Origin of the sequence: Synechococcus sp. N26, from assembly GCF_900473975.1 — a bacterium.
GTDB lineage: Bacteria > Cyanobacteriota > Cyanobacteriia > PCC-6307 > Cyanobiaceae > Parasynechococcus.
The window spans coordinates 189,135-212,852 of the sequence record NZ_UCNM01000006.1 but is presented as its reverse complement, the minus strand read 5'-3'; the positions used below and the strand labels follow the sequence as shown (position 1 = coordinate 212,852).

Annotated in this window: 30 protein-coding genes; 15 read left to right on the top strand and 15 right to left on the bottom strand. The window is 63.9% G+C overall.

Annotated elements, in window-relative coordinates:
- Positions 1-4: 4 nt before the first annotated feature.
- The 3 genes from DXY33_RS04400 to der are packed head-to-tail and all read right to left on the bottom strand — an operon-like array spanning position 5 to position 2,565.
- The gene (locus tag DXY33_RS04400; RefSeq protein ID WP_025362464.1) at positions 5-271 is read right to left on the bottom strand and encodes a PipX family protein; all 267 of its coding nucleotides are present in this window, start codon (positions 269-271) and stop codon (positions 5-7) included.
- 14 nt (positions 272-285) lie between these two features.
- The gene (locus DXY33_RS04395) at positions 286-1,194 is read right to left on the bottom strand and encodes an energy-coupling factor transporter transmembrane protein EcfT (protein WP_115131887.1); all 909 of its coding nucleotides are present in this window, start codon (positions 1,192-1,194) and stop codon (positions 286-288) included.
- A gap of 3 nt (positions 1,195-1,197) precedes the next feature.
- Positions 1,198-2,565, bottom strand: a complete 1,368-nt coding sequence (gene der / locus DXY33_RS04390) for a ribosome biogenesis GTPase Der (protein WP_115131886.1) — start codon at positions 2,563-2,565, stop codon at positions 1,198-1,200.
- Between the two features lie 129 nt (positions 2,566-2,694).
- Here der and DXY33_RS04385 point away from each other — a divergent pair, with 129 nt between their 5' ends.
- Positions 2,695-3,078: a L,D-transpeptidase gene (locus DXY33_RS04385; RefSeq protein ID WP_115131885.1), complete on the top strand. Its 384-nt coding sequence runs from the start codon at positions 2,695-2,697 to the stop codon at positions 3,076-3,078.
- 14 nt (positions 3,079-3,092) lie between these two features.
- Here DXY33_RS04385 and DXY33_RS04380 read toward each other — a convergent pair whose 3' ends face one another.
- Positions 3,093-3,560, bottom strand: a complete 468-nt coding sequence (locus DXY33_RS04380) for a DUF1823 family protein (RefSeq protein WP_115131884.1) — start codon at positions 3,558-3,560, stop codon at positions 3,093-3,095.
- Between the two features lie 6 nt (positions 3,561-3,566).
- Here DXY33_RS04380 and dusB point away from each other — a divergent pair, with 6 nt between their 5' ends.
- The 6 genes from dusB to DXY33_RS04350 all read left to right on the top strand — a co-directional run bounded on the left by dusB (position 3,567) and on the right by DXY33_RS04350 (position 9,769).
- Positions 3,567-4,571 (top strand): tRNA dihydrouridine synthase DusB, encoded by a 1,005-nt coding sequence (gene dusB, locus DXY33_RS04375; RefSeq protein ID WP_115131883.1) that lies wholly within the window; start codon positions 3,567-3,569, stop codon positions 4,569-4,571.
- 122 nt (positions 4,572-4,693) lie between these two features.
- The gene (rfbA, locus tag DXY33_RS04370) at positions 4,694-5,632 is read left to right on the top strand and encodes a glucose-1-phosphate thymidylyltransferase RfbA (protein WP_115131882.1); all 939 of its coding nucleotides are present in this window, start codon (positions 4,694-4,696) and stop codon (positions 5,630-5,632) included.
- Entirely contained in the window at positions 5,622-6,212 is a 591-nt protein-coding gene (gene rfbC / locus DXY33_RS04365) for a dTDP-4-dehydrorhamnose 3,5-epimerase (RefSeq protein WP_115131881.1), read from the top strand. The genes rfbA and rfbC overlap by 11 nt, the downstream gene beginning before the upstream one ends.
- Positions 6,209-7,093 carry a dTDP-4-dehydrorhamnose reductase gene (rfbD, locus tag DXY33_RS04360; protein ID WP_115131880.1) on the top strand — a complete coding sequence of 295 codons (885 nt, stop codon included), beginning with the start codon at positions 6,209-6,211 and terminating at the stop codon, positions 7,091-7,093. Before rfbC ends, rfbD begins: the two co-directional genes overlap by 4 nt.
- A gap of 58 nt (positions 7,094-7,151) precedes the next feature.
- A complete protein-coding gene (rfbB, locus tag DXY33_RS04355; protein ID WP_115131879.1) occupies positions 7,152-8,297 on the top strand; it encodes a dTDP-glucose 4,6-dehydratase in 1,146 nt (381 codons plus the stop codon).
- Positions 8,298-8,371: 74 nt separating this feature from the next.
- Positions 8,372-9,769 (top strand): class II fumarate hydratase, encoded by a 1,398-nt coding sequence (locus DXY33_RS04350; RefSeq protein ID WP_170950937.1) that lies wholly within the window; start codon positions 8,372-8,374, stop codon positions 9,767-9,769.
- Between the two features lie 2 nt (positions 9,770-9,771).
- Here the strand turns inward: DXY33_RS04350 and DXY33_RS04345 are convergent, their stop codons facing one another.
- Entirely contained in the window at positions 9,772-12,546 is a 2,775-nt protein-coding gene (locus tag DXY33_RS04345) for an RNA helicase (protein WP_115131877.1), read from the bottom strand.
- Positions 12,547-12,797: 251 nt separating this feature from the next.
- On the opposite strand from DXY33_RS04345, the gene DXY33_RS04340 reads away from it, so the two are divergent.
- Positions 12,798-13,028, top strand: a complete 231-nt coding sequence (locus DXY33_RS04340) for a hypothetical protein (protein ID WP_114989413.1) — start codon at positions 12,798-12,800, stop codon at positions 13,026-13,028.
- On the opposite strand, the gene DXY33_RS04335 is transcribed toward DXY33_RS04340, so the two are convergent.
- Positions 13,025-13,945 (bottom strand): bile acid:sodium symporter family protein, encoded by a 921-nt coding sequence (locus DXY33_RS04335; RefSeq protein WP_115131925.1) that lies wholly within the window; start codon positions 13,943-13,945, stop codon positions 13,025-13,027. The genes DXY33_RS04340 and DXY33_RS04335 overlap by 4 nt on opposite strands.
- A gap of 54 nt (positions 13,946-13,999) precedes the next feature.
- On the opposite strand from DXY33_RS04335, the gene DXY33_RS04330 reads away from it, so the two are divergent.
- From DXY33_RS04330 to DXY33_RS12220, 5 genes are read left to right on the top strand one after another with little or no spacing between them, the layout of a single operon-like run.
- Entirely contained in the window at positions 14,000-15,139 is a 1,140-nt protein-coding gene (locus DXY33_RS04330; RefSeq protein ID WP_115131876.1) for an 8-amino-7-oxononanoate synthase, read from the top strand.
- Positions 15,136-15,825 carry a S9 family peptidase gene (locus DXY33_RS04325; protein WP_115131875.1) on the top strand — a complete coding sequence of 230 codons (690 nt, stop codon included), beginning with the start codon at positions 15,136-15,138 and terminating at the stop codon, positions 15,823-15,825. The genes DXY33_RS04330 and DXY33_RS04325 overlap by 4 nt, the downstream gene beginning before the upstream one ends.
- The gene (locus DXY33_RS04320; protein ID WP_115131874.1) at positions 15,807-16,571 is read left to right on the top strand and encodes a methyltransferase; all 765 of its coding nucleotides are present in this window, start codon (positions 15,807-15,809) and stop codon (positions 16,569-16,571) included. The genes DXY33_RS04325 and DXY33_RS04320 overlap by 19 nt, the downstream gene beginning before the upstream one ends.
- Complete coding sequence (gene bioD, locus DXY33_RS04315; RefSeq protein ID WP_115131924.1) at positions 16,568-17,227, top strand: dethiobiotin synthase; 660 nt, start codon at positions 16,568-16,570, stop codon at positions 17,225-17,227. Before DXY33_RS04320 ends, bioD begins: the two co-directional genes overlap by 4 nt.
- Positions 17,224-17,379: a hypothetical protein gene (locus DXY33_RS12220; RefSeq protein ID WP_170950936.1), complete on the top strand. Its 156-nt coding sequence runs from the start codon at positions 17,224-17,226 to the stop codon at positions 17,377-17,379. Before bioD ends, DXY33_RS12220 begins: the two co-directional genes overlap by 4 nt.
- Positions 17,380-17,383: 4 nt before the next feature.
- Here the strand turns inward: DXY33_RS12220 and DXY33_RS04310 are convergent, their stop codons facing one another.
- On the bottom strand, positions 17,384-17,644 hold the full coding sequence (locus DXY33_RS04310) for a hypothetical protein (RefSeq protein WP_244275853.1): 261 nt from the start codon (positions 17,642-17,644) through the stop codon (positions 17,384-17,386).
- Between the two features lie 31 nt (positions 17,645-17,675).
- Between DXY33_RS04310 and bioA the strand changes: the two genes are divergently transcribed.
- On the top strand, positions 17,676-18,974 hold the full coding sequence (bioA, locus tag DXY33_RS04305) for an adenosylmethionine--8-amino-7-oxononanoate transaminase (protein WP_115131873.1): 1,299 nt from the start codon (positions 17,676-17,678) through the stop codon (positions 18,972-18,974).
- A gap of 11 nt (positions 18,975-18,985) precedes the next feature.
- Here the strand turns inward: bioA and DXY33_RS04300 are convergent, their stop codons facing one another.
- The gene (locus DXY33_RS04300; protein WP_244275852.1) at positions 18,986-19,258 is read right to left on the bottom strand and encodes a DUF3143 domain-containing protein; all 273 of its coding nucleotides are present in this window, start codon (positions 19,256-19,258) and stop codon (positions 18,986-18,988) included.
- Positions 19,200-19,739, bottom strand: a complete 540-nt coding sequence (locus DXY33_RS04295; RefSeq protein ID WP_115131872.1) for a J domain-containing protein — start codon at positions 19,737-19,739, stop codon at positions 19,200-19,202. Before DXY33_RS04295 ends, DXY33_RS04300 begins: the two co-directional genes overlap by 59 nt.
- Before the next feature lie 25 nt (positions 19,740-19,764).
- Here DXY33_RS04295 and rsmG point away from each other — a divergent pair, with 25 nt between their 5' ends.
- Positions 19,765-20,496 carry a 16S rRNA (guanine(527)-N(7))-methyltransferase RsmG gene (rsmG, locus tag DXY33_RS04290; RefSeq protein WP_115131871.1) on the top strand — a complete coding sequence of 244 codons (732 nt, stop codon included), beginning with the start codon at positions 19,765-19,767 and terminating at the stop codon, positions 20,494-20,496.
- A gap of 9 nt (positions 20,497-20,505) precedes the next feature.
- On the opposite strand, the gene DXY33_RS04285 is transcribed toward rsmG, so the two are convergent.
- From DXY33_RS04285 to DXY33_RS12815, 6 genes are all read right to left on the bottom strand, one after another.
- Complete coding sequence (locus DXY33_RS04285; protein ID WP_115131870.1) at positions 20,506-21,705, bottom strand: aldo/keto reductase; 1,200 nt, start codon at positions 21,703-21,705, stop codon at positions 20,506-20,508.
- Positions 21,705-22,055, bottom strand: a complete 351-nt coding sequence (locus DXY33_RS04280) for a ferredoxin (protein WP_244275861.1) — start codon at positions 22,053-22,055, stop codon at positions 21,705-21,707. The genes DXY33_RS04285 and DXY33_RS04280 overlap by 1 nt, the downstream gene beginning before the upstream one ends.
- 3 nt (positions 22,056-22,058) lie before the next feature.
- Positions 22,059-22,451, bottom strand: coding sequence for a DUF1257 domain-containing protein (locus tag DXY33_RS04275; protein WP_115131869.1), 393 nt, complete (start codon positions 22,449-22,451; stop codon positions 22,059-22,061).
- Positions 22,451-22,654, bottom strand: coding sequence for a DUF2997 domain-containing protein (locus DXY33_RS04270; protein ID WP_115131868.1), 204 nt, complete (start codon positions 22,652-22,654; stop codon positions 22,451-22,453). The genes DXY33_RS04275 and DXY33_RS04270 overlap by 1 nt, the downstream gene beginning before the upstream one ends.
- A 75-nt stretch (positions 22,655-22,729) precedes the next feature.
- Complete coding sequence (locus tag DXY33_RS04265) at positions 22,730-23,542, bottom strand: HEAT repeat domain-containing protein (RefSeq protein WP_114989424.1); 813 nt, start codon at positions 23,540-23,542, stop codon at positions 22,730-22,732.
- Positions 23,543-23,572: 30 nt separating this feature from the next.
- Complete coding sequence (locus DXY33_RS12815; protein ID WP_011365010.1) at positions 23,573-23,698, bottom strand: hypothetical protein; 126 nt, start codon at positions 23,696-23,698, stop codon at positions 23,573-23,575.
- Positions 23,699-23,718 lie beyond the last annotated feature (20 nt).

Below are 23,718 nucleotides of genomic sequence, written 5' to 3'. Positions count from 1 at the left end.
GGGTTCAGATGAACGTTTGATCGAACAGCTGACTCCAGGACTCCAGGTCATCCGAGCCATCACGACGGCAACGGCCCAGATGCACCTCAGCGTGGTGACGCGCATCCCCGTAGGGAATCACTTCGAACTGAGCACCACGGGGCTGCAGGGTGACCAGGAAGAACATGCGCTGGGCATACAACGTGGCGTAGACGTCACGGCCCTCACCTGCCGGAGCCACCCGATAGAGCATCCCGAAGGTGGGGTGATTCAGATATCGCTCGGACGCCATGCCGTGATCGGAGCTCATAGAGCACCGTACTGACCACGGAGCCCAATCACCAAGACAAGAACGACCGTCGCCAGGCCGTTCAGCAGGGGAGCAGCCCGATCAGGCGGCATGCGGATGTACGACGGACCGAGAATTCGACCCCCACGGGCAACCAGAGCATCGGCGCCCTGCTCAGCCCTGAGAAGGATGTTGGCGAGCAGCCGCTCTCCGACGGCCAGCACCAGGCCGAAACCGGCCTTGAAGCCCAGTTGGCGCAGGTTGACCGCACGGCTGGCGAGAGAGCGCAGCAGATTCTGAAGCTCCTCCTGCACCAGAGGCAGAAAGCGAAGTGCCAGCAGCAGTTGAAACCCCAGCCGCTCCACAGGACATCCCAGCCACTTCAAGGGAGCCAGGCACCAGCTGAGGGCCCAGACCAGATCCTCAGGCGGGGTCGTGATCAGCATCAGGTTGACGCTGTGAATCACGGTGAAGATCAAGGTGGACGTTCGCAGCCCCAGCAGCGCCGAAGCCCGATCCACCACCAGCGGCCCCAGCTGGAGACCGCCCAACTGCAGGGGGCCGAGGCGCAACAGATCCCAGGGGGGGCCTTCCGTCTCGAGCCCCGGAAGCTCGGCCGGATTGCGCAGCGGGAAGGCCGCAGGGGGATCCACAGCCGGCAAGAACATCGACAGGAGGCCCACCACTACGGCCAAGGCCGTCAGCAGCAGAACAGACCTCCACCACAGCGAGCGAGCCAGTCCACTACCGAGGGTGATCAGCACCAGAGCCAACACCAGGCCAACGCGCCAGAGGGGCCCCGCCAGAACAGGAGTAAGCAGAAAAACAAGGGACCAGGCCAGCTTCAGGCGAGGGTCCAAGCGCCGGAGCCAACCCGTGGACCCATCGACGTATTGACCCATCGGGACCTGGCGCAACCAGTCCATGGCTCAGCCTTTACGACTCTGCTGACGGGCCAGGTCGCGTTCGGCATCACGCTGTTGCTTGCCGCGCCAGAACAGACGCAGCGGGCTGCCATCGAAACCGAGGCCCTCGCGGATCTGACGCTCCACATAGCGCCGGTAGGTCTCTCCGAACAATTTGGGCTCGTTGACGAACAGGGTGAAGCTTGGCGGCCGGCTGGCCACCTGGGTGCCGTAATACAGCTTTCCTTGGCGTCCACCGCGGGTGGTGGGGGGACTGCGCCAGCTCAGCGCTTCCTTCAGCACCTCGTTCACAACGGACGTACTGACCCGGCGACGGTGCTGCTCAACCGCCAGGGCGGCCAAGGCAAAGATGCTCTCCACCCGCTGGCCGGTGAGCGCAGAGGTGAACAGCATCGGAGCCCAATCGAGGAAATAGAGCTTGGAGCGAAGCTCTTTTTCCATCGCCGTCATGGTGTGGCTGTCTTTTTCCACCGCGTCCCACTTGTTGACGACCACCACACAGGCACGGCCGTCCTCTTCAATGCGGCCCGCCAGGCGCTGATCCTGCTCGGTCACCCCATCGAGGGCATCGATCACCAGAACACACACATCACTGCGTTCAATGGCCTTGAAACTCCTGTTGATACCGAAGAATTCCGGGCCGTAGTTGACGCTGCGCCGCCGGCGAATGCCCGCCGTGTCCACCAGGCGCCAGGGACGATTCTCACGAATGATGCCGGTGTCAATCGTGTCGCGGGTGGTGCCGCGGATCGGGCTGACAATCGCCCGCTGCTCTCCGCAGATGGCATTCAACAGACTGGATTTCCCGACATTCGGCCGTCCGATGATGGCCATCTGAATCGGCTCCTCCTCGTCACCCTCCTGATCCTTCGGAGGGAAAAAGGTGAGCACCTGATCCAGCAGTTCTCCGGTGCCGGCGCCGTGGATGGCCGAGATCGGATGGGGTTCACCCAGGCCGAGGCTCCAGAATTCGCCGGCCATCGCCAGGCCCTGTTCCGGCGACTCGCACTTGTTCACCGCCAACAGCGTGGGACAGCGGTGACTGCGTAGAAATTCCGCGATGGACTCGTCAGCGGCTGTAAGCCCCTGCTGACCGTCCACGATCACCAGGGCCACACTGGCTTCCTCGAGCGCCAGAGCCGCCTGCTCCCGGATCTCCGGCAGGAACTCACTGTCGTCGTCGAACACCAGTCCACCGGTGTCGACGACCTTGAACTCCCGATCGCCCCAGTAGCCGTCCTGGTAGGTGCGATCACGCGTCACGCCAGGCTGATCGTGAACGATGGCTTCCCGGCTGCGGCACAGCCGATTCACCAAGGTCGACTTACCGACATTGGGGCGTCCGATAATTGCGACGACAGGACGCGCCAAGGGTCTGCTCAGGCCAATCTTTCACCCTACAGAGACGCCATAAAGCCCCTGAAGAACCGAAATTCTTTCGGAGCGAGACCAATGAGTCTTAACTGAGACGACTAGGGCGAGTTCAGCTGTTCCCTCGCCATGCTCGAGCTCGTCGCCAGCCTTGTGGTCGACCTCTCCGACCAACGCCTGACCGTCTACAACAGCGATCAGGAGGTTGTTCGCGTGATCCCGGTCAGCACCGGCAAAGCCTCAACGCCAACACCGACCTTCAACAGCAAGGTTTATACGAAGTACCGATCCACCACGATGTATGGACGCACTTACACCGTTCCCGGGGTGCCGTTCACAATGTGTGTGAGCCCGAACGAGGCCATCTGCCTCCACGCCGCCCCCTGGCAGGAGAACGCCGGGAAACCCTTCGGCGTGCCCCGCAGCCATGGCTGTGTGCGCATGCCGCTGAACCACGCCCGTTGGCTGTTCCACAACACCCCGAAAGGCACACCTATCACGATTCAGGCCTGAGTTAGGCCACCGGATCACTTCACCGGCAGATCGCCGGGGTGCCCCTGCACCGGATCGGCAGGAGGGGGAAGCTCAGGGCCCAGGGGCCCCTGCTCCGGCAGGGGCTCGCCCCGCTGGGCCAGCCAGGCCAACAGCCAGTTCACGGCGGTGGCCCGTCGGGTGCGGCGGGGGTACAACTCACCGATGCAGTACCCCGCGAAATTGAGCTGTTGTTTGAGCAGCTGTTTGTGTTCCTTGGGAACCGAGCGGGTCAAACGAACCGACGCCGGACGCTCTGCGATCAGCTCGGGAGCCTCAGGGAAGGCGTCAGCCCATTCGGAGGGTGTGTCGGGACCGGCGGACCACTGCGGTTCAGCAGGCTGATAGCCCAGGCGTTCCCAGATCCTTTCGCAGACAAAGCGATCACTGCAGCGGTCCTCGAGGATTTGCAACAGCAACGAATGACTGAGCGGCCAGGGCATGTCGGTTGCGTTGTGCAGCATGGACCCATGATTGCTTCATCCCCTCTGCAGCTTCCCGGCAATGGAACCGCGCGTCAGCTGCGCTGCCGCGTGCTGCAGTCGCCGCTGGCAGGGGTGAGCGATCGGATCTTTCGCGGTCTGGTGCGGCGCTGGGCGTCCGACGCGCTGCTGTTCACCGAAATGGTGAATGCCACCAGCCTCGAGATGGGGCATGGGCTCTGCAAGGTGGAGTCGCTCGCCGAGGAATCCGGGCCCATCGGCGTGCAGCTGTTCGACCATCGCCCCCAGGCCATGGCTGATGCGGCACGACGGGCTGAAGCCAGTGGGGCCTTTCTGATCGACATCAACATGGGCTGCCCTGTGCGCAAGATTGCCCGCAAAGGGGGTGGTTCCGGCTTGATCCGTGATCCAGAGCTCGCCATCAAGATCGTGGAAGCGGTGGCAGATGCCGTGGCCGTGCCCGTCACGGTGAAGACACGCCTGGGTTGGTGTGGCAGTGATGCCGATCCCGTGCACTGGTGCCAACAGCTGGAACAAGCCGGCGCACAACTGCTCACACTGCATGGACGCACCCGCGAACAGGGCTTCAAGGGCGCTGCGGACTGGAGCGCGATTACCGAAGTAAGACAAGCCCTCACGATCCCCCTGATCGCGAACGGCGACATCAGCAGCCCCGACGATGCCCTGCGCTGCCTGAAGCAAACCGGTGCAGCGGGAGTGATGGTGGGCCGAGGCACGATGGGAGCCCCATGGCTGGTGGGACAGATCGACGCCGCCTTGGCCGGTCGTGCGATCCCCGCCACACCCAACCCGTCAGCACGGCTTGCACTGGCCCGCGATCAACTGGACGGTCTGGTGCAGGATCGCGGCGACCATGGGCTGCTGATCGCACGCAAACACATGGGCTGGACCTGCACGGGCTTCACTGGTGCCTCGCGACTGCGTCATGAGCTGATGCGAGCCCCCACGCCCGCCCAGGCCAGGGAGCTGCTGACGCAGCAGATCGACGCCCTTGCCATGTCCGCCGCATGACACCGGCAGGCAACCCCACAGAGGAAGGATCTGTTGCAACGGCTTTGCCATCGCCTCAAATGGAGTGATCGCAAGGGTTCTCGTGCTGAAATAGCGCCGACTTCACGACGGTGAGCCAGCCGATGAGCACCGCATCCAAGCGACGGGGAATCATCCTGGCTGGCGGAAGCGGCACACGGCTGCATCCGATCACCCAGGCCGTCAGCAAACAGCTGCTGCCGGTTTACGACAAGCCGATGATTTATTACCCGCTCAGCACGCTGATGCTGGCGGAGATCCGCGAGGTGCTGATCATCACAACCCCCCACGACAAGGAGGCATTCCAGCGCTTGCTCGGCGACGGCCGCCGGTGGGGAATGACGATTGAATACGCCGTGCAACCGAGCCCGGACGGTTTGGCCCAAGCATTTCTGATTGGTGCCGACTTCCTGGCGGGCCACCCCGCCGCGCTGGTGCTGGGAGACAACCTCTTCCATGGGCACGATCTGGTGCCCCAGCTGGTGAACAGCAACGCTCAAGCCCATGGGGCAACGGTGTTTGCCTACCCCGTCAGTGATCCCGAGCGTTATGGCGTGGCCGAATTCGATGCCGATGGCCGCGTGCTGAGCCTGGAGGAAAAACCTCAGAAACCCAAGAGCCGCTACGCCGTCACCGGCCTGTACTTCTACGACGACAGCGTCGTGGAACGGGCCCGCCAGGTGAGACCTTCAGCGCGTGGCGAGCTGGAGATCACCGATCTCAACCAGCTGTACTTAAGTGAAGGGCTGCTGAGGGTGGAATTGATGGGTCGCGGCATGGCCTGGCTCGACACCGGCACCTGCGATTCCCTCAACGATGCCGGCAGCTACATCCGCACGCTCGAACATCGCCAGGGGCTGAAGGTGGGCTGCCCAGAGGAGGTGGCCTGGCGCCAGGGCTGGATCACAGCAGAACAGCTGAATCAGCTGGCGGAGCCCCTCAAGAAGAGTGGCTACGGCTCCTATCTCCTGCAAATGCTCGAGGAGAGCGTGAGCGATCACGCGGCTCTGCAATCCAGCCTGAAGATGCGCCATGCAGCTTGAACAACTCAAAACACCGTCCGGCGAGGTGATGCAGGGTCCCCTGCTGATCACGCCCCAGGCCTTCGGCGATGACCGTGGCTGGTTTTACGAAAGCTGGAACCAACACAAATTCGATGAAGGCGTCGGCGAATCGGTGCTGTTCGCGCAAGACAACCACTCCCGCTCGATCCAAGGCGTGCTGCGGGGACTGCATTACCAGCTCGCGCCGGAACCCCAGGCCAAGCTGGTGCGTGCCACGGTCGGAGCGATCTACGACGTCGCCGTCGACATCCGACGCAACTCACCAACCTTTGGCGCCTGGGTCGGCGCTGAACTAAGTGCCGAGAACAAACGCCAGCTTTGGATTCCTGAGGGCTTCGCCCACGGCTTTCTCACCCTCAGCGATGTTGCTGAAGTGCAATACAAGGCGCGAGGGTTCTGGAACAAATCCTGTGAGCGGGCCATTGTCTGGAACGATCCAGATCTGGCCATTGCCTGGCCGATCGAGCGGCTGCAAGGCGCCGCGGTGAGCCTCTCGGGCAAAGATGCCGAAGCAGCAGGGTTCAAAGCCGCTGAGCTAGCCGGAGACGTTTTCCCATGAAGGTGCTGCTCACCGGAGCTGGCGGTCAGCTGGGCCAGGCTCTGATCGCTTCCGCCCCTGAGGGAATCGAGCTGGTGGCCACCAGCCGTCAGCAGCTTGACCTGGCAGACCCTGAAGCCTGCCGCGGCGCTGTGAAACAGCACCAGCCCGACTGGGTGCTCAACGCCGGTGCCTACACGGCGGTGGACAAGGCCGAATCGGAGCCCGAACTGGCCCACGCTGTGAATGCCGGGGCACCGGAGGCCTTCGCCCGCGCTCTTGATCAACAAGGGGGACGCCTGCTCCAGATCAGCACCGACTTCGTCTTCAACGGAACCCAGGGAACGCCGTATCAACCCGAGCAGGCCCGCGACCCTCTCGGTGTTTACGGAGCAAGCAAAGCTGCTGGAGAAGCGGCGGTCCAATCGATTTTTGGAGCAGGAGGCCGGGGCCTGATCCTGCGCACCAGCTGGGTGATCGGGCCCGTGGACAAAAACTTTGCGCTCACCATGCTCCGCCTCCACCGGGAACGGGATCAACTGGGTGTTGTCGCCGATCAAGTGGGCTGTACCACGAGCACCCTCAACCTCGCTCAAGCCTGCTGGCAAACCCTTCAGAGCGCTGGTGACCGCAACTTGCCAGCGGTTATGCACTGGAGTGATGCCGGCGCCGCCAGCTGGTACGACGTGGCGGTGGCCGTGGGCCAAATCGGTGCTGAGTTGGGGCTCATCGACACACCCGCAGCCGTTGAACCGATCACCACAGCGGACTACCCGACACCTGCTGAACGGCCGGCCTATTCGCTTCTTGACTGCACCGCCACCCGAGCCGCCCTGGACCTCAACGGCGAGCATTGGCAGCAAGCGCTGAAAACCGTGTTGCAGCAAGCCAAAACGCCATGAAGGGCGACTGAGTCCAACACTCCAACCCCAAACAACGCCCCACCACCCGCTCTCACCAATGGTTCCGTCCATGCCTTCCGCCTCCGACCTGCTGGGAGATCGCCGCAGAGTTCTGGTCACCGGAGGTGCCGGCTTCATTGGCGGCGCCGTCGTGCGCAGGCTGTTGCGGGAGACCACAGTCACCGTCTTCAATCTCGACAAGATGGGCTATGCCAGCGACCTGTCCTCGATTGAGGAGGTGCTGAGCGAGCTGGGCGAAGCGGCAAAGGATCGGCACAGGCTTCAGCAGGTGGATCTGACCGATGCAGCAGCGGTTGAGGCTGCGGTCCGGGAGGCCGACCCCGACCTGGTGATGCACCTGGCAGCGGAAAGCCACGTGGACCGATCCATCTCCGGCCCTGGTGTGTTCATCGAGAGCAACGTCAACGGCACCTACAACCTCCTGCAGGCGGTGCGGGGCCATTACGAGGGCTTGAGCGGTGAACGCCGTGATGCCTTCCGGATGCACCACATCAGCACCGACGAAGTCTTTGGGTCCCTGGGCGCCGAAGGGCGCTTCTCAGAAACAACGCCCTACGACCCCCGTAGCCCCTACTCCGCCAGCAAGGCGGCCAGCGATCACCTCGTTCAGGCCTGGCACCACACCTTTGGGCTACCTGTGGTGCTCACCAACTGCTCCAACAACTACGGCCCATGGCAGTTCCCTGAAAAACTCATCCCCGTGGTCACCCTGAAGGCCGCTGGAGGTGAGTCGATCCCCCTCTACGGCGATGGGCTGAATGTGCGGGATTGGTTGTACGTGGAGGACCACGTTGATGCCCTGCTCCTGACCGCCTGCAAGGGTGAATCCGGCCGCAGCTACTGCGTTGGTGGTCACGGTGAGTGCACCAACAAAGAGGTTGTTCACGCCATTTGCGAGCAGTTGGACCAGAGCCGACCTGGATCAGCTCCCCACGCCGACTTGATCACCCCGGTGACCGACCGTCCTGGCCACGACCGCCGCTACGCGATTGACCCGGGCCGCATCAGTTCCGAGCTGGGCTGGAGCCCTCGCCACAATGTGGAACAGGGCTTGGCGGAGACTGTGAACTGGTACCTGACTCATCAGGAATGGTGCAGCAAGGTGCGAGAGCGGGCGGGATATGACGGGAGCAGATTGGGCATTGAAACGGTGAAGCATCAAGGCACAACACCTGAGCGTTGATACGGATCGACGCCACGACCACCGGACAGTGATCACGGATGATCGAAGCAACGCTCGATCACGCTGAGGATCCGATGACGCAGCCATTCAGGATTGAAACCGACAGCCTGGGTGGCATTGAGGTGGCATCCGAAGCGCTCTGGGGAGCCCAGACCCAGCGGTCGCTTCAGAACTTCGCCATCAGCGACGAACGGATCCCGCTCGAGATCATTCAGGCCCTGGCCTGGATCAAGCGCTCCTGCGCCACGGTGAACGGCGAGCATGCGCTTCTGAGCCCACAACAGGTTGAGCTGATCTGCACGGCGGCCGATGCCATTGCCGCTGGCCAGCACAACGATCAGTTCCCACTGCGGGTCTGGCAGACCGGAAGCGGTACCCAGACCAACATGAACATCAACGAGGTGATCAGCAATCTGGCGTCTCAGGCCTCAGGCACCGCCCTCGGCAGCCACACCCCAGTACACCCGAATGACCATGTCAATCGGTCGCAATCCACGAATGATGTATTTCCCGCAGCGATCCACGTCGCCGCGTCCAAGCACCTAAAGGACGGGCTGCTGCCGGCACTCGATGCCCTGGTACAGGCCTTTGATGCCAAAGCTCAGGCCTGGATGCCCATCGTCAAGATTGGCCGCACCCATTTGCAGGATGCGGTGCCCCTGCGGTTGGGCGATGAAGTGGGCGCATGGCGGGATCAACTCAAACAAGCCCAGGCATGGCTGGAAGACTGTCTGGTCAGCCTCGGCGATCTTCCCCTGGGAGGCACCGCCGTGGGCACGGGGTTGAACACGCCGCCGGGCTTCCGCCATGCCGTTGCGGACGAGCTGAGCCGGGTCGCCGGCGTCAAGGTTCGTCCCGCTGACAACCTCTTCGCCGTGATGGCCGGCCATGACGCCCTCGTTCAAGCGATGGGCCAACTTCGCCTGCTGGCGGTGGCCCTACTCCGGATCGCCAACGACGTGCGGCTGCTTGGGTGTGGCCCCCGGGCAGGTCTGGGCGAGTTACGGCTGCCCGCCAACGAACCCGGCAGCTCGATCATGCCGGGAAAAATCAATCCCACCCAGTGCGAAGCCATGGCCATGGTCTGCACCCAGGTAATCGGTCTCGATGGCGCCGTGGCAGCCGCTGGCGCAGGCGGCCATCTGCAGATGAATGTCTACAAGCCCTTGATCGGCTTCAACCTGCTGCAGTCGATCCGCATGCTCAAGGACGCCATGACCAGCTTCCGCCAGAACCTGGTGGAGGGTTTGGAGCCTGATCGTGAGCAGATTCAGCGGTTCGTGGATCGCTCCTTGATGCTGGTCACCGCCTTGACCCCGAGCATTGGTTACGAGAAGGCCAGTGCCATCGCTCAGCATGCCCACCATCAGGGGTTGACGCTGAAGCAGGCGGCCCTGGAACTCGGCCACATCAGCGAAGCCGACTTTGATCAGCAGGTGAATCTCGGTGCCATGGCCGCTCCGGAGGCCTGAACTCAGGCGGCCCGCTCCGTTGCCGGGTTGAGCGCAGCGGAGGCCGGCACCAGATCCTCGGCCTCGGCCACGGGGAAGCGGTTGATCGCTTTCAGAGCCTGACGGGCATGGCTGCGCAGTTGCTCACTGATCGCCTCGCAGTAGGGAACCTGGGCCAGAAGATCCACAGTGCGGCGCATGATCCGCACCACATCACCCTCATCCAGGGACGTGTTGGCGATCAGATCGCTCCAGGACGTTCCCCGCGCCCAGGCATCCACAAGGCCCATGAGCTCTGGTTCCCACCAGGCCGGCACCACCACACCGGCGCGTTCCTGGGCCCGCAGCAGCTCGCGACGCAGACCTGAAAGATCCTGCAGGGCTTCCTCAGCTGCAGCAGGTGGCGGGAAGCCACTCCACAGGTCGGGGCGGTTGACCTCAGTGCTGATCGCCTCGAACACCGCCGCAAGGTCGGGGGGCGAGAGGTCATCGAGATGGCCACTCATCAGCGCCAGTCCGAGCCAGAGTTCGTTGTCGCCCCGCAAGGCAGCAACGGTGCGGCCGATCTCCGTGGGATCCAGCTCATCGAGACATCCGAAGTGCTGCAGGATCTCCATCAAGGCCAGGAAGGTCTCCCAGTGACGGTTGGCCCGCTGATGCAGCAGCTGCTGCCGTTCAGCGATCTCCAGCTCAAGATCTTCCATGCGTCGGCGGTGCTTCTTCAGCTGTTTGCGATCTCCCCAGCGATGGGCCGGATGCTGCTCCTGCTCCTGCTCGAGATCCCGCACCAACCGGGCCTGGGTCATCACCTCCCCAGCCAGGTCGTATTGCGGGGTGGTCATGTCGTGGCGCCGGGCCATGTGGGCCACGGCTAACGCCAAACCACCGCTGGCCTGATCGCCATGGCGCAACTCACCGGAGCGGGACAGCTCCGGGACATCAAGCCCATCCACCTGCAGGCAACTGAGCTCCGCATGGATGCTCACCACCGCCTGACAGGGCAACAGGATCCAAACGTTTTCATCGGTCAGGCAGAGCAGCAGCGGGAACTGACCGGGCCCCTTCACCTTCTCCACGATCACCGCGGGCGCGACGCGCCCCCGCAGCTGCGGCGATTTGAGGCTGACCAGGGTGCCGGTGCTGGCGAACTGCAGGGCCATCGTCAGCTCATTGGCCAGCGTCTCCTCGGCCTGCTGCTGAAGAATGCGGAGCAAGCGCCGCTCTTCGCGGAGCCGCCCACGCATTTTTTCGTAGTCCTCAAAGTCTTCCCAGGGGATGTCGCCGGCGACTCCCTCCAGCTGGCTGAGTTGCAACCGCAGCTGGGACAGGTTCTCCTCGTCCTCCACGAGGTCAAGCCCCGCCAGGTAGCGGCCAAAACTGCGCTCCACCAGCTCCCTGGCCTTGGCCAGATCGTGGCGCTGCAGCAGGTTAAGAACCATGCCGTAGCTGGGGGTGAACTGGCTCACCAGGGGGTCGGCGGGACTTGTCGCCAGCTGACCTGCCTCACGGACACCTTCGAACCGGCTTTGCACCGTCACGACGTAGCCCTGAGAATCGAGGCCCCGCCGTCCGGCCCGGCCGGCCATCTGGAGGAACTCACTACCCATCAGCGGGCGATGCCCCCGCTCGGTGCGCTTGGAGAGGGCCGAAATCACCGTGCTGCGGGCCGGCATGTTGATGCCTGCAGCCAGGGTCTCCGTGGCGAAGACCACCTTCACCAACCCCTGCTGGAAGAGCTCTTCGATCAACTCCTTCCAGGCGGGTAGAACACCGGCGTGGTGGGCCGCGATGCCCCGCAGCAGCGCATCAGCGTGGATTCCATCCCGAACGGCCTCGGGGTTGTCGTGGCTGTAGGCGGTTAGGCGTTCCTTGATCCGCGCCTGCTCCTCCTGGGTCACCAGGCACTGCACCCCCAGATCACGAACCGCCTTGTCACAACCGCGCCGGCTGAAGATGAAATAGATGGCCGGGAGCATCTGCCGCTCCGCCATCTGAGCCACAACAAAGCTGATCGGTGGTGGCTCGGGTTGCGGCGGCCTCTGGGAACGCCCTTTGCGCTTGTGCCCCTTGGGCGCGCGCCAAACCTTGCAGTTGGGATGAAGACCCGTACCGGCTTCGTTGAGCAGTGGATGCAACCCCTTGGCACTGCAGAAGCTGAACTGCAGCGGCACCGGCCGGTGATCACTCATCACCAATGTGGTCGGACCATGCACCTTCTCGATCCAGTCGGTCAGCTGCCCGGCATTGGCCACGGTCGCGGAGAGCGCCACCAGCTGCACCGTGGGTGGGCAGTGAATGATCGACTCCTCCCACACCGTGCCGCGCTGGGAATCGTTCATGTAGTGGCACTCATCGAGCACCACCGCTTCCACATCAGCCAGGGGATCGTCATGCTCATCCGCCTCGGCGTAGAGCATGTTGCGGAAGATCTCCGTGGTCATCACCACGATGGAGGCCTCGCGATTCACGCTGAGGTCACCGGTCATCAAACCCACGTTCTCCGCACCGAACTGATCGCGGAAATCGCGCAGTTTCTGATTGGAGAGAGCCTTCAGAGGTGTGGTGTAGAAGACCTTCTGGCCATGGGCCAGGGCACGATGAATGGCGTATTCACCGATCAGGGTTTTGCCGGATCCTGTGGGGGCACTGACCACGACCGAATGTCCCTGGTTGAGGGCATCCATGGCCTCCAGCTGAAAATCATCCAGCGGGAAGGGAAAGATTTCTGAGGGATTCAGTGGGGCACTGCGATCGACATCGGGCTCGGATCGGGGCGTGGCCGGTGTCGATTGGTTCATCGGATGATCTTAAGGAGCCTGGCTGAGCTCTCTTTTCAAACAAGCAATAAGCCGCGCCAATGCAATCAATCAGATGTGCCGACCTCCTTTAGACGGAACCAAGCCAGATCATGAAAAATGAAAATAATGAGGAGAATGGTTCGAGCTCTGGTGAAATCACCGGAGCTTTTTTTGTGCCTGCCTCCGCTGCGGCGAAGGGTGACAGAGGCACTGCGCCAGTGCCATGACGGAGGGGATTGAGCCCCACGCCTGTGACCAGCACTCAGCTCACCAAGCCGCGGCCGGCTGAAGACACCCTGATCGATGCCCTGAGGGGCTGCCGCGACGTGAAGGAGCTGAAGGCCCTCGAACAACGCCTGGCATCCACAACCGATGCGCCGCCGCTGTTCACCTGGATCTGCGATCTGCTCGTGGCACGGCGCATCTCCCGTGGCCTCGCCGCCCGCCTGCTGTTTGAACTCCACAACGGGGACTCGACCTAGGGCGAGCGGCGCCTCCACACGGCAGCAAGGGCGCTGCCGATCAGGCAGTGAATCACTGCAGAGATGGCACCCGGCAACGCCGTGAGGGGACTGGCGAACCCGCCACTGCGGGCCAGCACCACGGCCAGTCCCGAGTTCTGCATGCCCACCTCGATGCTGATGGTGCGCTGGGCCTGCACGCTCTGCCCCGCCAGCCGGGGAATCAGCCAGCCGAGCAGGAAGCCGCCGCCATGCAGCAGCAGGCAAGCCAGGATCAGCACGGGCCCCTGCTGACGCAGCACAGCCGTCTGGCTGCCCACGATGCTGGAGACGATCATCACGATGGCCATCACCGCCAGGGGAGGCATCACCGGCTCAATCCGCTGGGCCACACCGGGCAGACCACGCTTGAGCACAACCCCAACGGTGACCGGCAGCAACACCACCTCAAGCACGGCCAGGAACAGGGCCCAACCGTCCACCGGCACGTACTGGCTGGCCAACACTTGCGTGAGACGCGGGGTCAACACCACCGCCGCCAGGGTGCTGATCGTGGTCATGACCACCGACAGCGCCACATCGCCACGGCCGATCAGAGCCACCACATTGCTGGCGGTCCCCCCCGGGCAGCAGCCGACCAGAATCAAGCCCACCGCAAGCGGGGCAGGCAGATGAAGAGCCGCCGCGATCCCAGCGGCAAGGGCCGGCATCACCAGGAACTGCACCAGCACCCCCAGTAGCATGGCGCGGGGGCGTCGACCCACCCGCACGAAATCAGCGGGTGTCAACCCGACGCCCATGCCGAGCATGATCACGCCGAGTCCAAGGGCGATCAGTGGCCCCTTGAACCAAATGAACAGCGGGGGATGCAGCAAGGCCAGCAGAGCTCCCAGCAACGTCCAAAGCGGAAAGAGCAGAGTGAAACGCTCCCAGGTCATGACGATCAGAGGACTGCGGCCATCCTTGTTCAGGGCGGATTCCAGACTGTTGTGATGAGGGACCACGCTTCTCCCATCCCCCCAGCCCGCCGCCGACGCCTGCGGAGCTTGAACTCCGGCCAGGAGCCCTGGCAGCTGCAGGATCCCGCCGGAGCTGGTCAGCTGGTTGATCTAGCGAGCAACGACTACCTCGGGCTCAGCCGTCATCCCGATGTGCTCGCAGCGGCATCGGAGGCCATGGCCTCCGATGGCGTTGGTGCCGGTGGATCTCGCCTGATCACCGGCACCCGACCACGCCATCTGGAGCTGGAAGCAACTCTCGCCACCTGGCTGAACCGTGACCGGGTGCTGCTGTTCCCCAGCGGATTTCAAGCCAACATCGCCGCCCTAACGGCCCTGAGTGACAGGCACACCATCGTGTTGGTGGACCGGCTGATCCACCACTCGCTGCTGGCCGGAGTCCGCACCAGTGGGGCGCGGCTTCAACGCTTTGCCCACAACGATCTTGAAGATCTCGACCAACGGCTGCAGCGGCTCAAGCCGACAACACGGCCACCACTGGTTGTGACGGAAAGCCTGTTCAGCATGGAAGGCACCAGCCCTGATCTGCAGGGCATCGCCGACCTTTGTGCCCACCACGGTGCACAGCTGCTGGTGGACGAAGCCCATGGCCTGGGGGTGCTGGGGCCCGGCGGCCGTGGGCTTTGCCATGGACTCCAACGGTCTGTGGCCTTGGTGTGCGGCACCTTCGGCAAGGCCTTCGGCAGCGGAGGTGCGTTTTTGGCTGGGGACCACACCACGATGGAGCTGCTGCTGCAAACCAGTGGGGCCTTCCGCTACACCACGGCCCTGGCCCCACCGCTGGTGGCGGGAGCCCAGGCTGCCCTGCGCCTGATCCAAGCCCATCCCAACTGGGGAAGCGAGCTGAGCCAGCGCTCGCAACGCTGGAGGACAGCACTGGCGCACCAGGGCTGGGCAAAACCGGCAGGACACGGCCCCGTTCTCCCGCTGTTGGTCGGGGACGACCAGGACGCGCTCGACCTCCAGCAACAGCTGGAGCAGGCGGGGCTGCTGTCGGTGGCGATCCGGCCGCCCACGGTGCCGGAGGGGACCGCCCGTTTGCGCCTGGTGCTTCGGCGGGACCTGCCCGAGGGCACATTGGAGCAACTGCTCGCAGCCCTCGGCTCTCGATGATGCAGGTCCTGGCGATGCATGGTTGGGCTGGCCAGGCCGGCACCTGGTCCCACTGGCGTCAACGCTTTGAAGACGGGGGAGCGAAATGGTCCAGCGCGGACCGGGGCTACAGCGGCGGTGAGACCGTTGCTCCGGCATGGCCCCCCGGCCCAGGACGCAACCTGTTGATCGCCCACTCCCTGGGGCTGCACCTGCTGCCGGCAGCTTTGCTGGCGCAGGCCGATGCGGTGGTGCTGCTGGGGAGCTTCAGCGCCTTCGTGCCCCACGGGCGTGCAGGGCGCGCGGTGGCGATGGCTCTGAAGGGGATGCAAGCGGCCCTGGGCACCGACGAGGAACTGATGATGCTGGAGCGTTTCCTCGACAAAGCCGCTTCACCCCATGCCCGCAGCGCCCTGCCCCCAGCCCCCCTGCTGCAGGGTTTGACGAGCCTGGGGCGCCAGCGGCTGCAGCAGGATCTGGAGCTTCTGGCGCGCTGCCACAGCCTGCCAACGGGCTGGCCTGAAGCGGTGCCTGTGCTGGTGGTGCAGGGCGAACAGGACGCTGTGGTGCACGCCGCATCAGCACAGCAGCTGATCGATGACCTCGGAGCGCAGCCGCTGACCCTGCATCGGGATCCGAATTGGGGCCACGCACTGATCACACCAACGGTGCTCTCGGTGGTGCAGCAATGGCTGTGGGCCCTGTGATTCGCCCCGACCAGGTGCTGGAGCGCTTCAGTCGCGCAGCACCGACCTATGCAGGCGAGGCGTTGCTGCAACGGGCCATGGCCTGGCGCCTGGCCCAACTGAGCCGTCGCTGCTCCATCCGGCGGGGCCTGTGGGCTGACCTCGGCAGCGGCACCGGTCATCTGGCCGCAGCCCTGGAAGTCGCTCATCCAGGCCAGCAGGTGATCCGTCTTGACGGAAGTGCCGCCATGTTGAACAGCCACCCCCATGGAACACACACCCTGCGGCATGACTTGAGCCGCGGGTTACCGAACTGGAGTGAGCCTCCGCAACTGCTGGCCTCCAGCTTTGTTTTGCATTGGTTACCGGATCCAGCCCAGCAGCTTCGGCGTTGGGTGGATGCCCTGCCAAAGGGGGGCTGGCTGGCCCTGGCAGTGCCGGTGGCTGGAAGTTTTCCGCAATGGCAGCACGCCGCCCGGGCAGCGAATCAAACCTGCACGGCCTTGTCCATGCCGGTGCGGGAGCAACTGATGGCAGCCCTGCCGGATGGGGTGGTGCAACGGGACGAGTGCCTGAGCTTCACCCAACGCGCCGCCAATCCACTGCGGCTGCTGCGACCGATGAGCAACATCGGCGCCTCCGTCACCAACGGTGGCCAGCTCTCCCCAGGCCAATGGAAGGCCGTCTTCCGAGCTTGGCCCCAAGCCGATGCATCAGCCGGGTTCGCCCTGACCTGGAGGATGTGGGTCCTGATGGTGAAGCGATGAACGGCAGCGTCAGTCGCCTGGTGGTGTGCGGAACCGACACGGACGTCGGCAAAACCGTGGTGAGTGCGTGGCTCGTACAGGGGCTTCAGGCCAGCTACTGGAAACCGGTGCAGAGCGGACTGGAGGGCGGCGGTGACCGCGAACGGGTGCGGCAGCTGTTGAACCTCCCGCCGGAACGGATGCTGCCCGAGGCCTATGCCTTCCGAGAGCCGGTCTCCCCCCACTGGGCCGCCGAACTGGACGACACGCCACTCGACCCTGCCCAACTCGCCATTCCCCAGCATCAGGGATCCCTGGTGGTGGAGACGGCTGGAGGGTTGATGGTGCCCCTCACCCGCAACTGGCTCCAGATCGATCAACTGGTGGAGTGGCAGTTGCCCATCGTTCTGGTGGCCCGCAGTGGACTGGGCACCCTCAACCACACCCTGCTCAGCTTGGAAGCGTTGAGACGGCGGAATCTCACGGTGTTGGGACTGATCCTCAACGGCCCCCTCCATGCCGACAACCCGGGGACCCTCAAGCAATTCGGTGACGTCCCCGTTCTGGCGCAGCTCCCGCCCCAGGCCTCGCTCTCAGCAACGGTTCTGGAGCGGCTTTGGCACGAGCAAAATCTCACCACTACATTCCGAGAAGTGTTGAAGCGCTCGTCCCCGTGACTTCACGTCAAACCCTCGCGACCCTGGCTGTTTCAGCACTCTGCGTTGGGATTCTGGCGCTGTTCACCGACATCGAGGTGCAGCTGGTGCGCTGGGTGAACTGCAGCGCCATCGCCACAGAGGCGGAAAAGAACAGTGACGTCTGCCGCTGACCCCTCAGCCCAGGGCCTTTGACCCGGTAGGGCAGGTGCCCAGACGCATCGCGGCATGGCGCACGGCGACCCGCAGCGGCCATCCGTGACTGAGTTCAGCCTGGATCACCTCCAGCTGGGAGGACGACCAACCCCGCAGCTCGAGATCACTGCGAATCGCTTGCCAGTCGCCCTCAGGGACAACAAGACGTCGCTTGGCCGACGGCTCAGGCCGCGTGGTGGGAACAAAACGCTTGGATTGACGACGGGTGCGTGGGGCAGCCATCCGGGGCATCTCCAATAGCTCCAGATTCAATATGGCAAAAGCTGCCGCTGCTGCCATGGGGTCGATCCGCCATCCGAATCTGTGGCCCCCCTTCACCCAGATGGCCAGCGCAGCTAACTCCCAACGGGTGGTGTCTGGAGACGGTGCCCTGCTGATCCGTGAGCAAGGCGAGCCCCTGATCGATGCCATCAGCAGCTGGTGGGTCACCCTGCACGGCCATGCCCATCCGGTGCTGGCCAAGGCCATCGCCGATCAGGCCGCCCGCCTCGAGCAGGTGATTTTTGCCGACTTCACCCATGAGCCTGCTGAACAGCTGGCCGTACGTCTGAGCGGCCTCTGCGGCCTGCAACGGCTGTTCTTCTCCGACAACGGCTCCACTGCGGTGGAAGTGGCGCTCAAGATCGCCTGCCAGTGGTGGGCAAACCGGGGCCAACCGCGCTCTCAGATCGTCGCCTTCGACGGGGCGTACCACGGTGACACCTTCGGAGCGATGGCCGTCGGCGAACGCAACCTGTTCAGCGCCCCCTTCGAAGACAAGCTCTTTCCCGTCGCCCGGGTTCCCTGGCCGGCCACCTGGTGGGACGACGATGCCGTGGAGGCCAAGGAATCGGCGGCACTCGAGGTGCTCGAGCGCGTGCTGGAGACACCGACAGCGGCGGTGATCCTCGAACCGCTGCTGCAGGGGGCCGGCGGCATGGCCATGGTGCGGCCCGAGTTTCTGAGGCAAGTGGAGGCACGCACCCGCCAGGCGGGAGCCCTGCTGATCGCCGATGAAGTGCTCACCGGCTTCGGACGCTGTGGCGACTGGTTCGCCAGCCGGCGAGCGGGCATCCGGCCGGATCTGATGGCCCTGTCCAAAGGCTTGACGGGGGGATGTCTGCCGATGGGCGTGACCATGGCCAGCGAAGCGGTGTTCGAAGCCTTCGTCGGTGACGACCCCTGCCTGACCCTCTGGCACGGCCACAGCTTCACGGCCAATCCGCTGGGCTGCGCCGCGGCCAACGCCAGCCTCGACCTGCTTGAGCGCAACCCCGCTGCCTTTCAACAGTTCGAACAACGGCATCGTCCTCATCTGGAGCGGTTGGCGCGTCATCGGAAGGTGCAACATCCCCGGCTGACGGGGACGGTGGCCGGCTTCGACCTCGTTGTGGAGGGGAGCTCGGGCTACCTCAACCCGGCGGGGCCGAAGCTGAAACGGCTGGCGATGGAGAAAGGCGTCTTCCTCCGCCCCCTGGGCCAGGTGGTCTATCTGCTGCCACCGCTCTGCATCAGCGATGCCCAGCTGGAACGCTGCTATTCGGTGCTGGAACAGGCCCTCGATCAGCTCTGAAGCTGCTGGCCTCAGGGCCCCGCCTGAATCGCCGCCTCGACATCGGCCCTGGAGAGGCCATAGGGCAGCGAACACTGCACCATGGCCTCCAGGGAACCCGGGTGCCAGATCACTTTGAGGTCCTCCCGTTCCAGCAGCAACAACGCTCGCCACTCAGAACGCTCAAGCATCCACTGGCAGGGGTTGTCGTCCATGCGGACGGCACCCAGCTGCTGGAGCCAAGCCTCAAGCGCCGGGAGAGAGTGCTGATTCAGCGGGATGCTCTCCGGGGGCAGGGCGGCCATCAGGTTGCGAACGCACGGATGTGTTCTGAGTCTGCTCATCCGCCAGCCAACTCGGCGACACCTGCCAATCGCGGCCCTGGGCAAGCGCCACCCCCAACCCCAGCACCAGGCTGAGCAACAGCGCGATGCTCAACAGCACCAGCGAGAACCATTCCCCACCAGAGAGGGGCCTGCGTTGACCAATGCCCTGCCAGGCATCCGGGCGGGATTCACGCTGCAGTGGCGGGGGCGATGACGGCGACTGGGCGCCAAGACTGAGGGTTGCCTGGCTCTGACGCAGCAGAACGTCATAGGACTCCTTGAGCTGCTGAAACGCAATGCTGGCCTGCTCGGGCGGCAGTTGCGTGGTGTCGGGATGCAGGGCCTTGGACTGGCGTCGAAAGGCCTGGCGCAAGGTTTCAGCGTCAACCCCGGGACGCACGCCAAGCCGTTCGTGATGGCTGGGGCGGGCTTCGGACACAGGGGACGGCCGGTCCTTCATCCTAAGAAGAGTTGTTGCTGCAGCCATGGCCGCCACCGCGCCTGAACCGGCGTTCTGGGACGCCCTGGGATGGCAGCCATCGCAGGCGCAGCGCGACCAGCTGGTGGAGCTTCAGGGCCTGCTGCAGAGCTGGAATGAACGGGTCAACCTGACGCGCCTGGTGAACGGCGACGATTTCTGGATTGGTCAGGTCTTCGACAGCCTCTGGCCGCTGGCGGCGGAACTCCAGTCAGCGGACGAGCCGCAGCACTGGATTGATGTGGGAACCGGGGGAGGCTTCCCCGGCCTCGCCATCGCCATTGCCCTGCCCCAGGCACAGGTGACCCTGCTGGATTCCGTCGGACGCAAGACCGCCGCCGTGGAGGCCATGGCCGGAAGCCTGGGCCTTGCCGATCGGGTGCGGGTCCGCACCGAGCGGATCGAAACCACCGGGCGCGATCGCCACTTCCGCGGCAGCTTCGATCGCGCCGTGGCCCGGGCTGTGGCAGCAGCTCCCGTGGTGGCCGAATACCTTTTGCCCTTGCTGAAGAGCGACGGCCAGGCCCTGCTGTATCGGGGCCAGTGGACGGACAGCGATGCCGTGCCGTTCAACAGGGCCCTGCGCCTGCTTAAGGGCCATCTGATCGAGGTGCAGCACCGGCAACTGCCCGGTGATCGCGGCACGCGGCACCTGCTGCGGGTGCAACCGAACGGCCCCTGCCCCCGCAGCTACCCAAGGGCCGTGGGAACACCCAGCCGGGATCCTCTGGGGAGCTAAAAGGAACGCTCAGACGCTCGACAAGCGCATCTGGGATTCGCCCTTGAGCCGCTGCTTGAGGCTGCGCAGAATCTCTGGGATGCGCTCACGCCACGGGCTCTCCTGCAGGACGCTCTGCAGCTCTTCGGCACTGACCTCCGCATCAAAGCCATCGGCATTGGCCCCGGCAAACCAGTGGCCGCCGGAGCCCAGCAACCCATAGCGGGCCTTGGCATAACTCTCCAGATCCCAGGCCTCCAGCAGGTTGTACAGCCAAAGCAACACCGGCAGGTTGATTTCCCCAGGCGTCGCATGCCAAGGCGGCAGCCCGACGGACCAGGTGGCCATCCAGTCACGACCCAATGCTTCATCGGCCGCCTGCCGAAGCCGCTGATCCACTGGAGCAACCAAGGACGCTGCCTCCGGTAGCAGGTGCAACGCCTCCAGGTGAAGCTCGAGATCCTCCGGCCGGGCCGCTCCCACACTGATGGTGTGCACCCGCGGGTCCTGGAGACAGAACAGGTCGTTGAAGACGATGGGATGCAGCGGTGCACACAGCTCCAACAGCCGTTGGGATGGCGTGTGCAGATGGCCGCCCTTGTCAGTGGGACTGATGATGAACACCCCCATGTCCTGACGGCGGGCCGCATCCAAGGCAGGGCCGTTGTCCTGGCGGATGTAGTACCAGTGCAGATTCACGTAATCGAAGGCACCGGAGTCGCAGGCCTGTGCGATCAAGGCGGTGGGGCCATGGGTGGAGAAACCCACGTGACCAATACGGCCCTCCGCCTGCCAGCGGCGCACCACCTCCATACAGCCCCCGGGTTGAAGGGCCTGCTCGAGATGCTCCGGCAGGTTGATGCCGTGGATGGCCAGTAAATCAAGGCGATCACAGCCCAACCGGTCAAAACTGAGCTCCAGTTCCGCCTCGAAGGCATCGGCATCGGGCCGGGGAGGCACCTTGCTTTGCAGCAGACGGGAGGGATCGGGTGTACGCGGCAGGGCCCAGCCCAGCTGACGTTCGGAGCTGCCGTAGTGCCGCGCCGTTTCCACATGGTGAAAGCCCAGATCCACCGCGCGCTTCAGAGTCGCCTCGAGCTGGGTTTGCGATGCAGACGTGATCTGATCAGCAGGAAGGTCGGTCCAGCTCTGCTGAAAGCGCATTCCCCCAAGAGACAACAGGGGGATCTCAAGCTCCGTGCGGCCGAATCGGCGGGTGGGAAGCGCCATCAACCCTGGGGACGCGGTTGCAGATTCTGGCGAATCAGGTTTTGCCGCAACGTTTCCAACGATTCAAAGGGAACCCAGTGAATGCAATCCACAGGACAGGTGTCGATGGCCTCCTGAATGCATTCGGTGGAGTCACCGTCCTGTCGGATGGCCCTTGAGCGTCCCAGATGCGGCTCAACAACAAAGGTGTTCGCAGCCACGTGGGCGCAGTAGCGACAGCCGATGCAGACGGCTTCATCCACCCAGACAGCCTGATCACGCATGTCTCCCCCGAGCAGGGGTTCCCTCCCTGTGACCTGCTCCTGCGGGCGAGCGGGGGCGGAAAAGGCGTGAGACGAAGGATCAGCCAGGATTCAGGCGTCCCAGCGGGTCACCACGAGTTCGATCGAACCATCCTCGGATTGGGTCTGCTCGGCAACCTGGAATCCTTCCTTGGTGGTGGCAGCCAGAACCGTGTTCAGGGCGTAGCGCTGGGTGAGCTTGGAGAGAAAACGTTCCACAGGAATCTGCTGCTTCCACAGATCAAGGTCGGTGACCAGCTCATAGGACTCCGATGCGCTGTTCCAGCGGAAGCCGATGTCACCACCGTCCTGCACCGCGATGGCCAGATCAGCGGTGACGGTCTGGCCGCGGTAGCCGCGCACGGGACGTTCACCCTGATAAGGGGCATAGCCCATGTCTTCCAGGGCTTTCACCAGAGGCTCCAGCTGACGCAGTTCGGTTTTGACGGTGCTGAAATGCGACATCAGTTCAAATGAGCGGGAAGAGACTGGGACTGGACCTCAGGCTGCAGAAACGCTTCGGATGTGGACTCCTGACGTTCAACCGTTCCAAGAGCAGCTTCCACTTCTTCAGTGAGCTGCTGGCACGCTTCACCATCAACACCCTCGACCCGTTCTTCCACACGGCCGTCAGACCGAATGGTGAAACGAATGGTCTTCTGGGGCATCGAAGAAGCGTGATTTGCGCAGCAATCTAGTGGGGGTCACCCCTGAATGTTGCGTTTGCCGTTACAAGAGCGGCGCTACAGGATGAAACCGTCGTTGATCAGAGCCTGGAGGCGTTCCAGCACCAGCGGATCCTCCAGCTGCTCGAGGGCCGTTCTGGCCTCATCGCGCACGGAGATCTCCCCGTCATGGAGGAGGGCACTCACCAGGGCTTCAACGATCTCGGCTTGCCGCGGCTGCACCAGCTGATCCATCAAACGGCCCAAAGCCCAGATGCAGTTGCTGCGCACCACCGCTTCACTGTCGATGCGCAGACTCACCAGCAATTGCCCCGCCGCGGGGTCGGCCTTGACCGGGGAACGGCTGCCGGCTTCCGCCAGGGATCCCGGACACCAGAGGCGCACCGCTGCGACATCCGTCTGCAACGCCCGGATCAACGGATTGAGCACCGGAGCATCGGGGAAATTGCCCAGGCTCCAGGCCGCAGCCTTGCGGACGTAGGCATTGGCATCGAGCTGAAGCAGCTGCAACAGCGGCTCAACAGCCGGCGGTGATGGATTGCGGCCCAAGGCGTAGACGGCACTCATCCGCTCCACCGGACAGGAGTTCTGGAGCAAGGGCAGCAGCAGGGCAATCGAACGGGGATCACGGTGTTCACAGAACACCTGCAGGCCCTGCAGCCGTTCTCCGTGGTTGCCACGCAACAAGACCAGGCCCTGGTCACAGGCCCGGGCAATCTCCAGGGAGGAATCCTGCTCGGCGTCATCGAGCTGGATTGCATCAAGCGGATCAACGTCGTCTTCCGCCGCCAGCTCACGCGCCAGCAGATCAGGATCCACAGAGAGGCTGGACAGCCCCTGGTCCTTCTGTTGGCTGCGGTCGTCAGTCATGCGGGGATGCTACGGGAGCCATTCCAGGACTCAACCCATCGGGGCTGGAGCCAGCATGTCACCGGGAAGCCAGATGCGGGCACTCACAGCGAACAACGCCAGGGCAAACAGAAGAACAATCAGAGCCGGCAGAAGCGTGGAACGAAAAAACGACACCGGAACAGGCCAATCAAGGC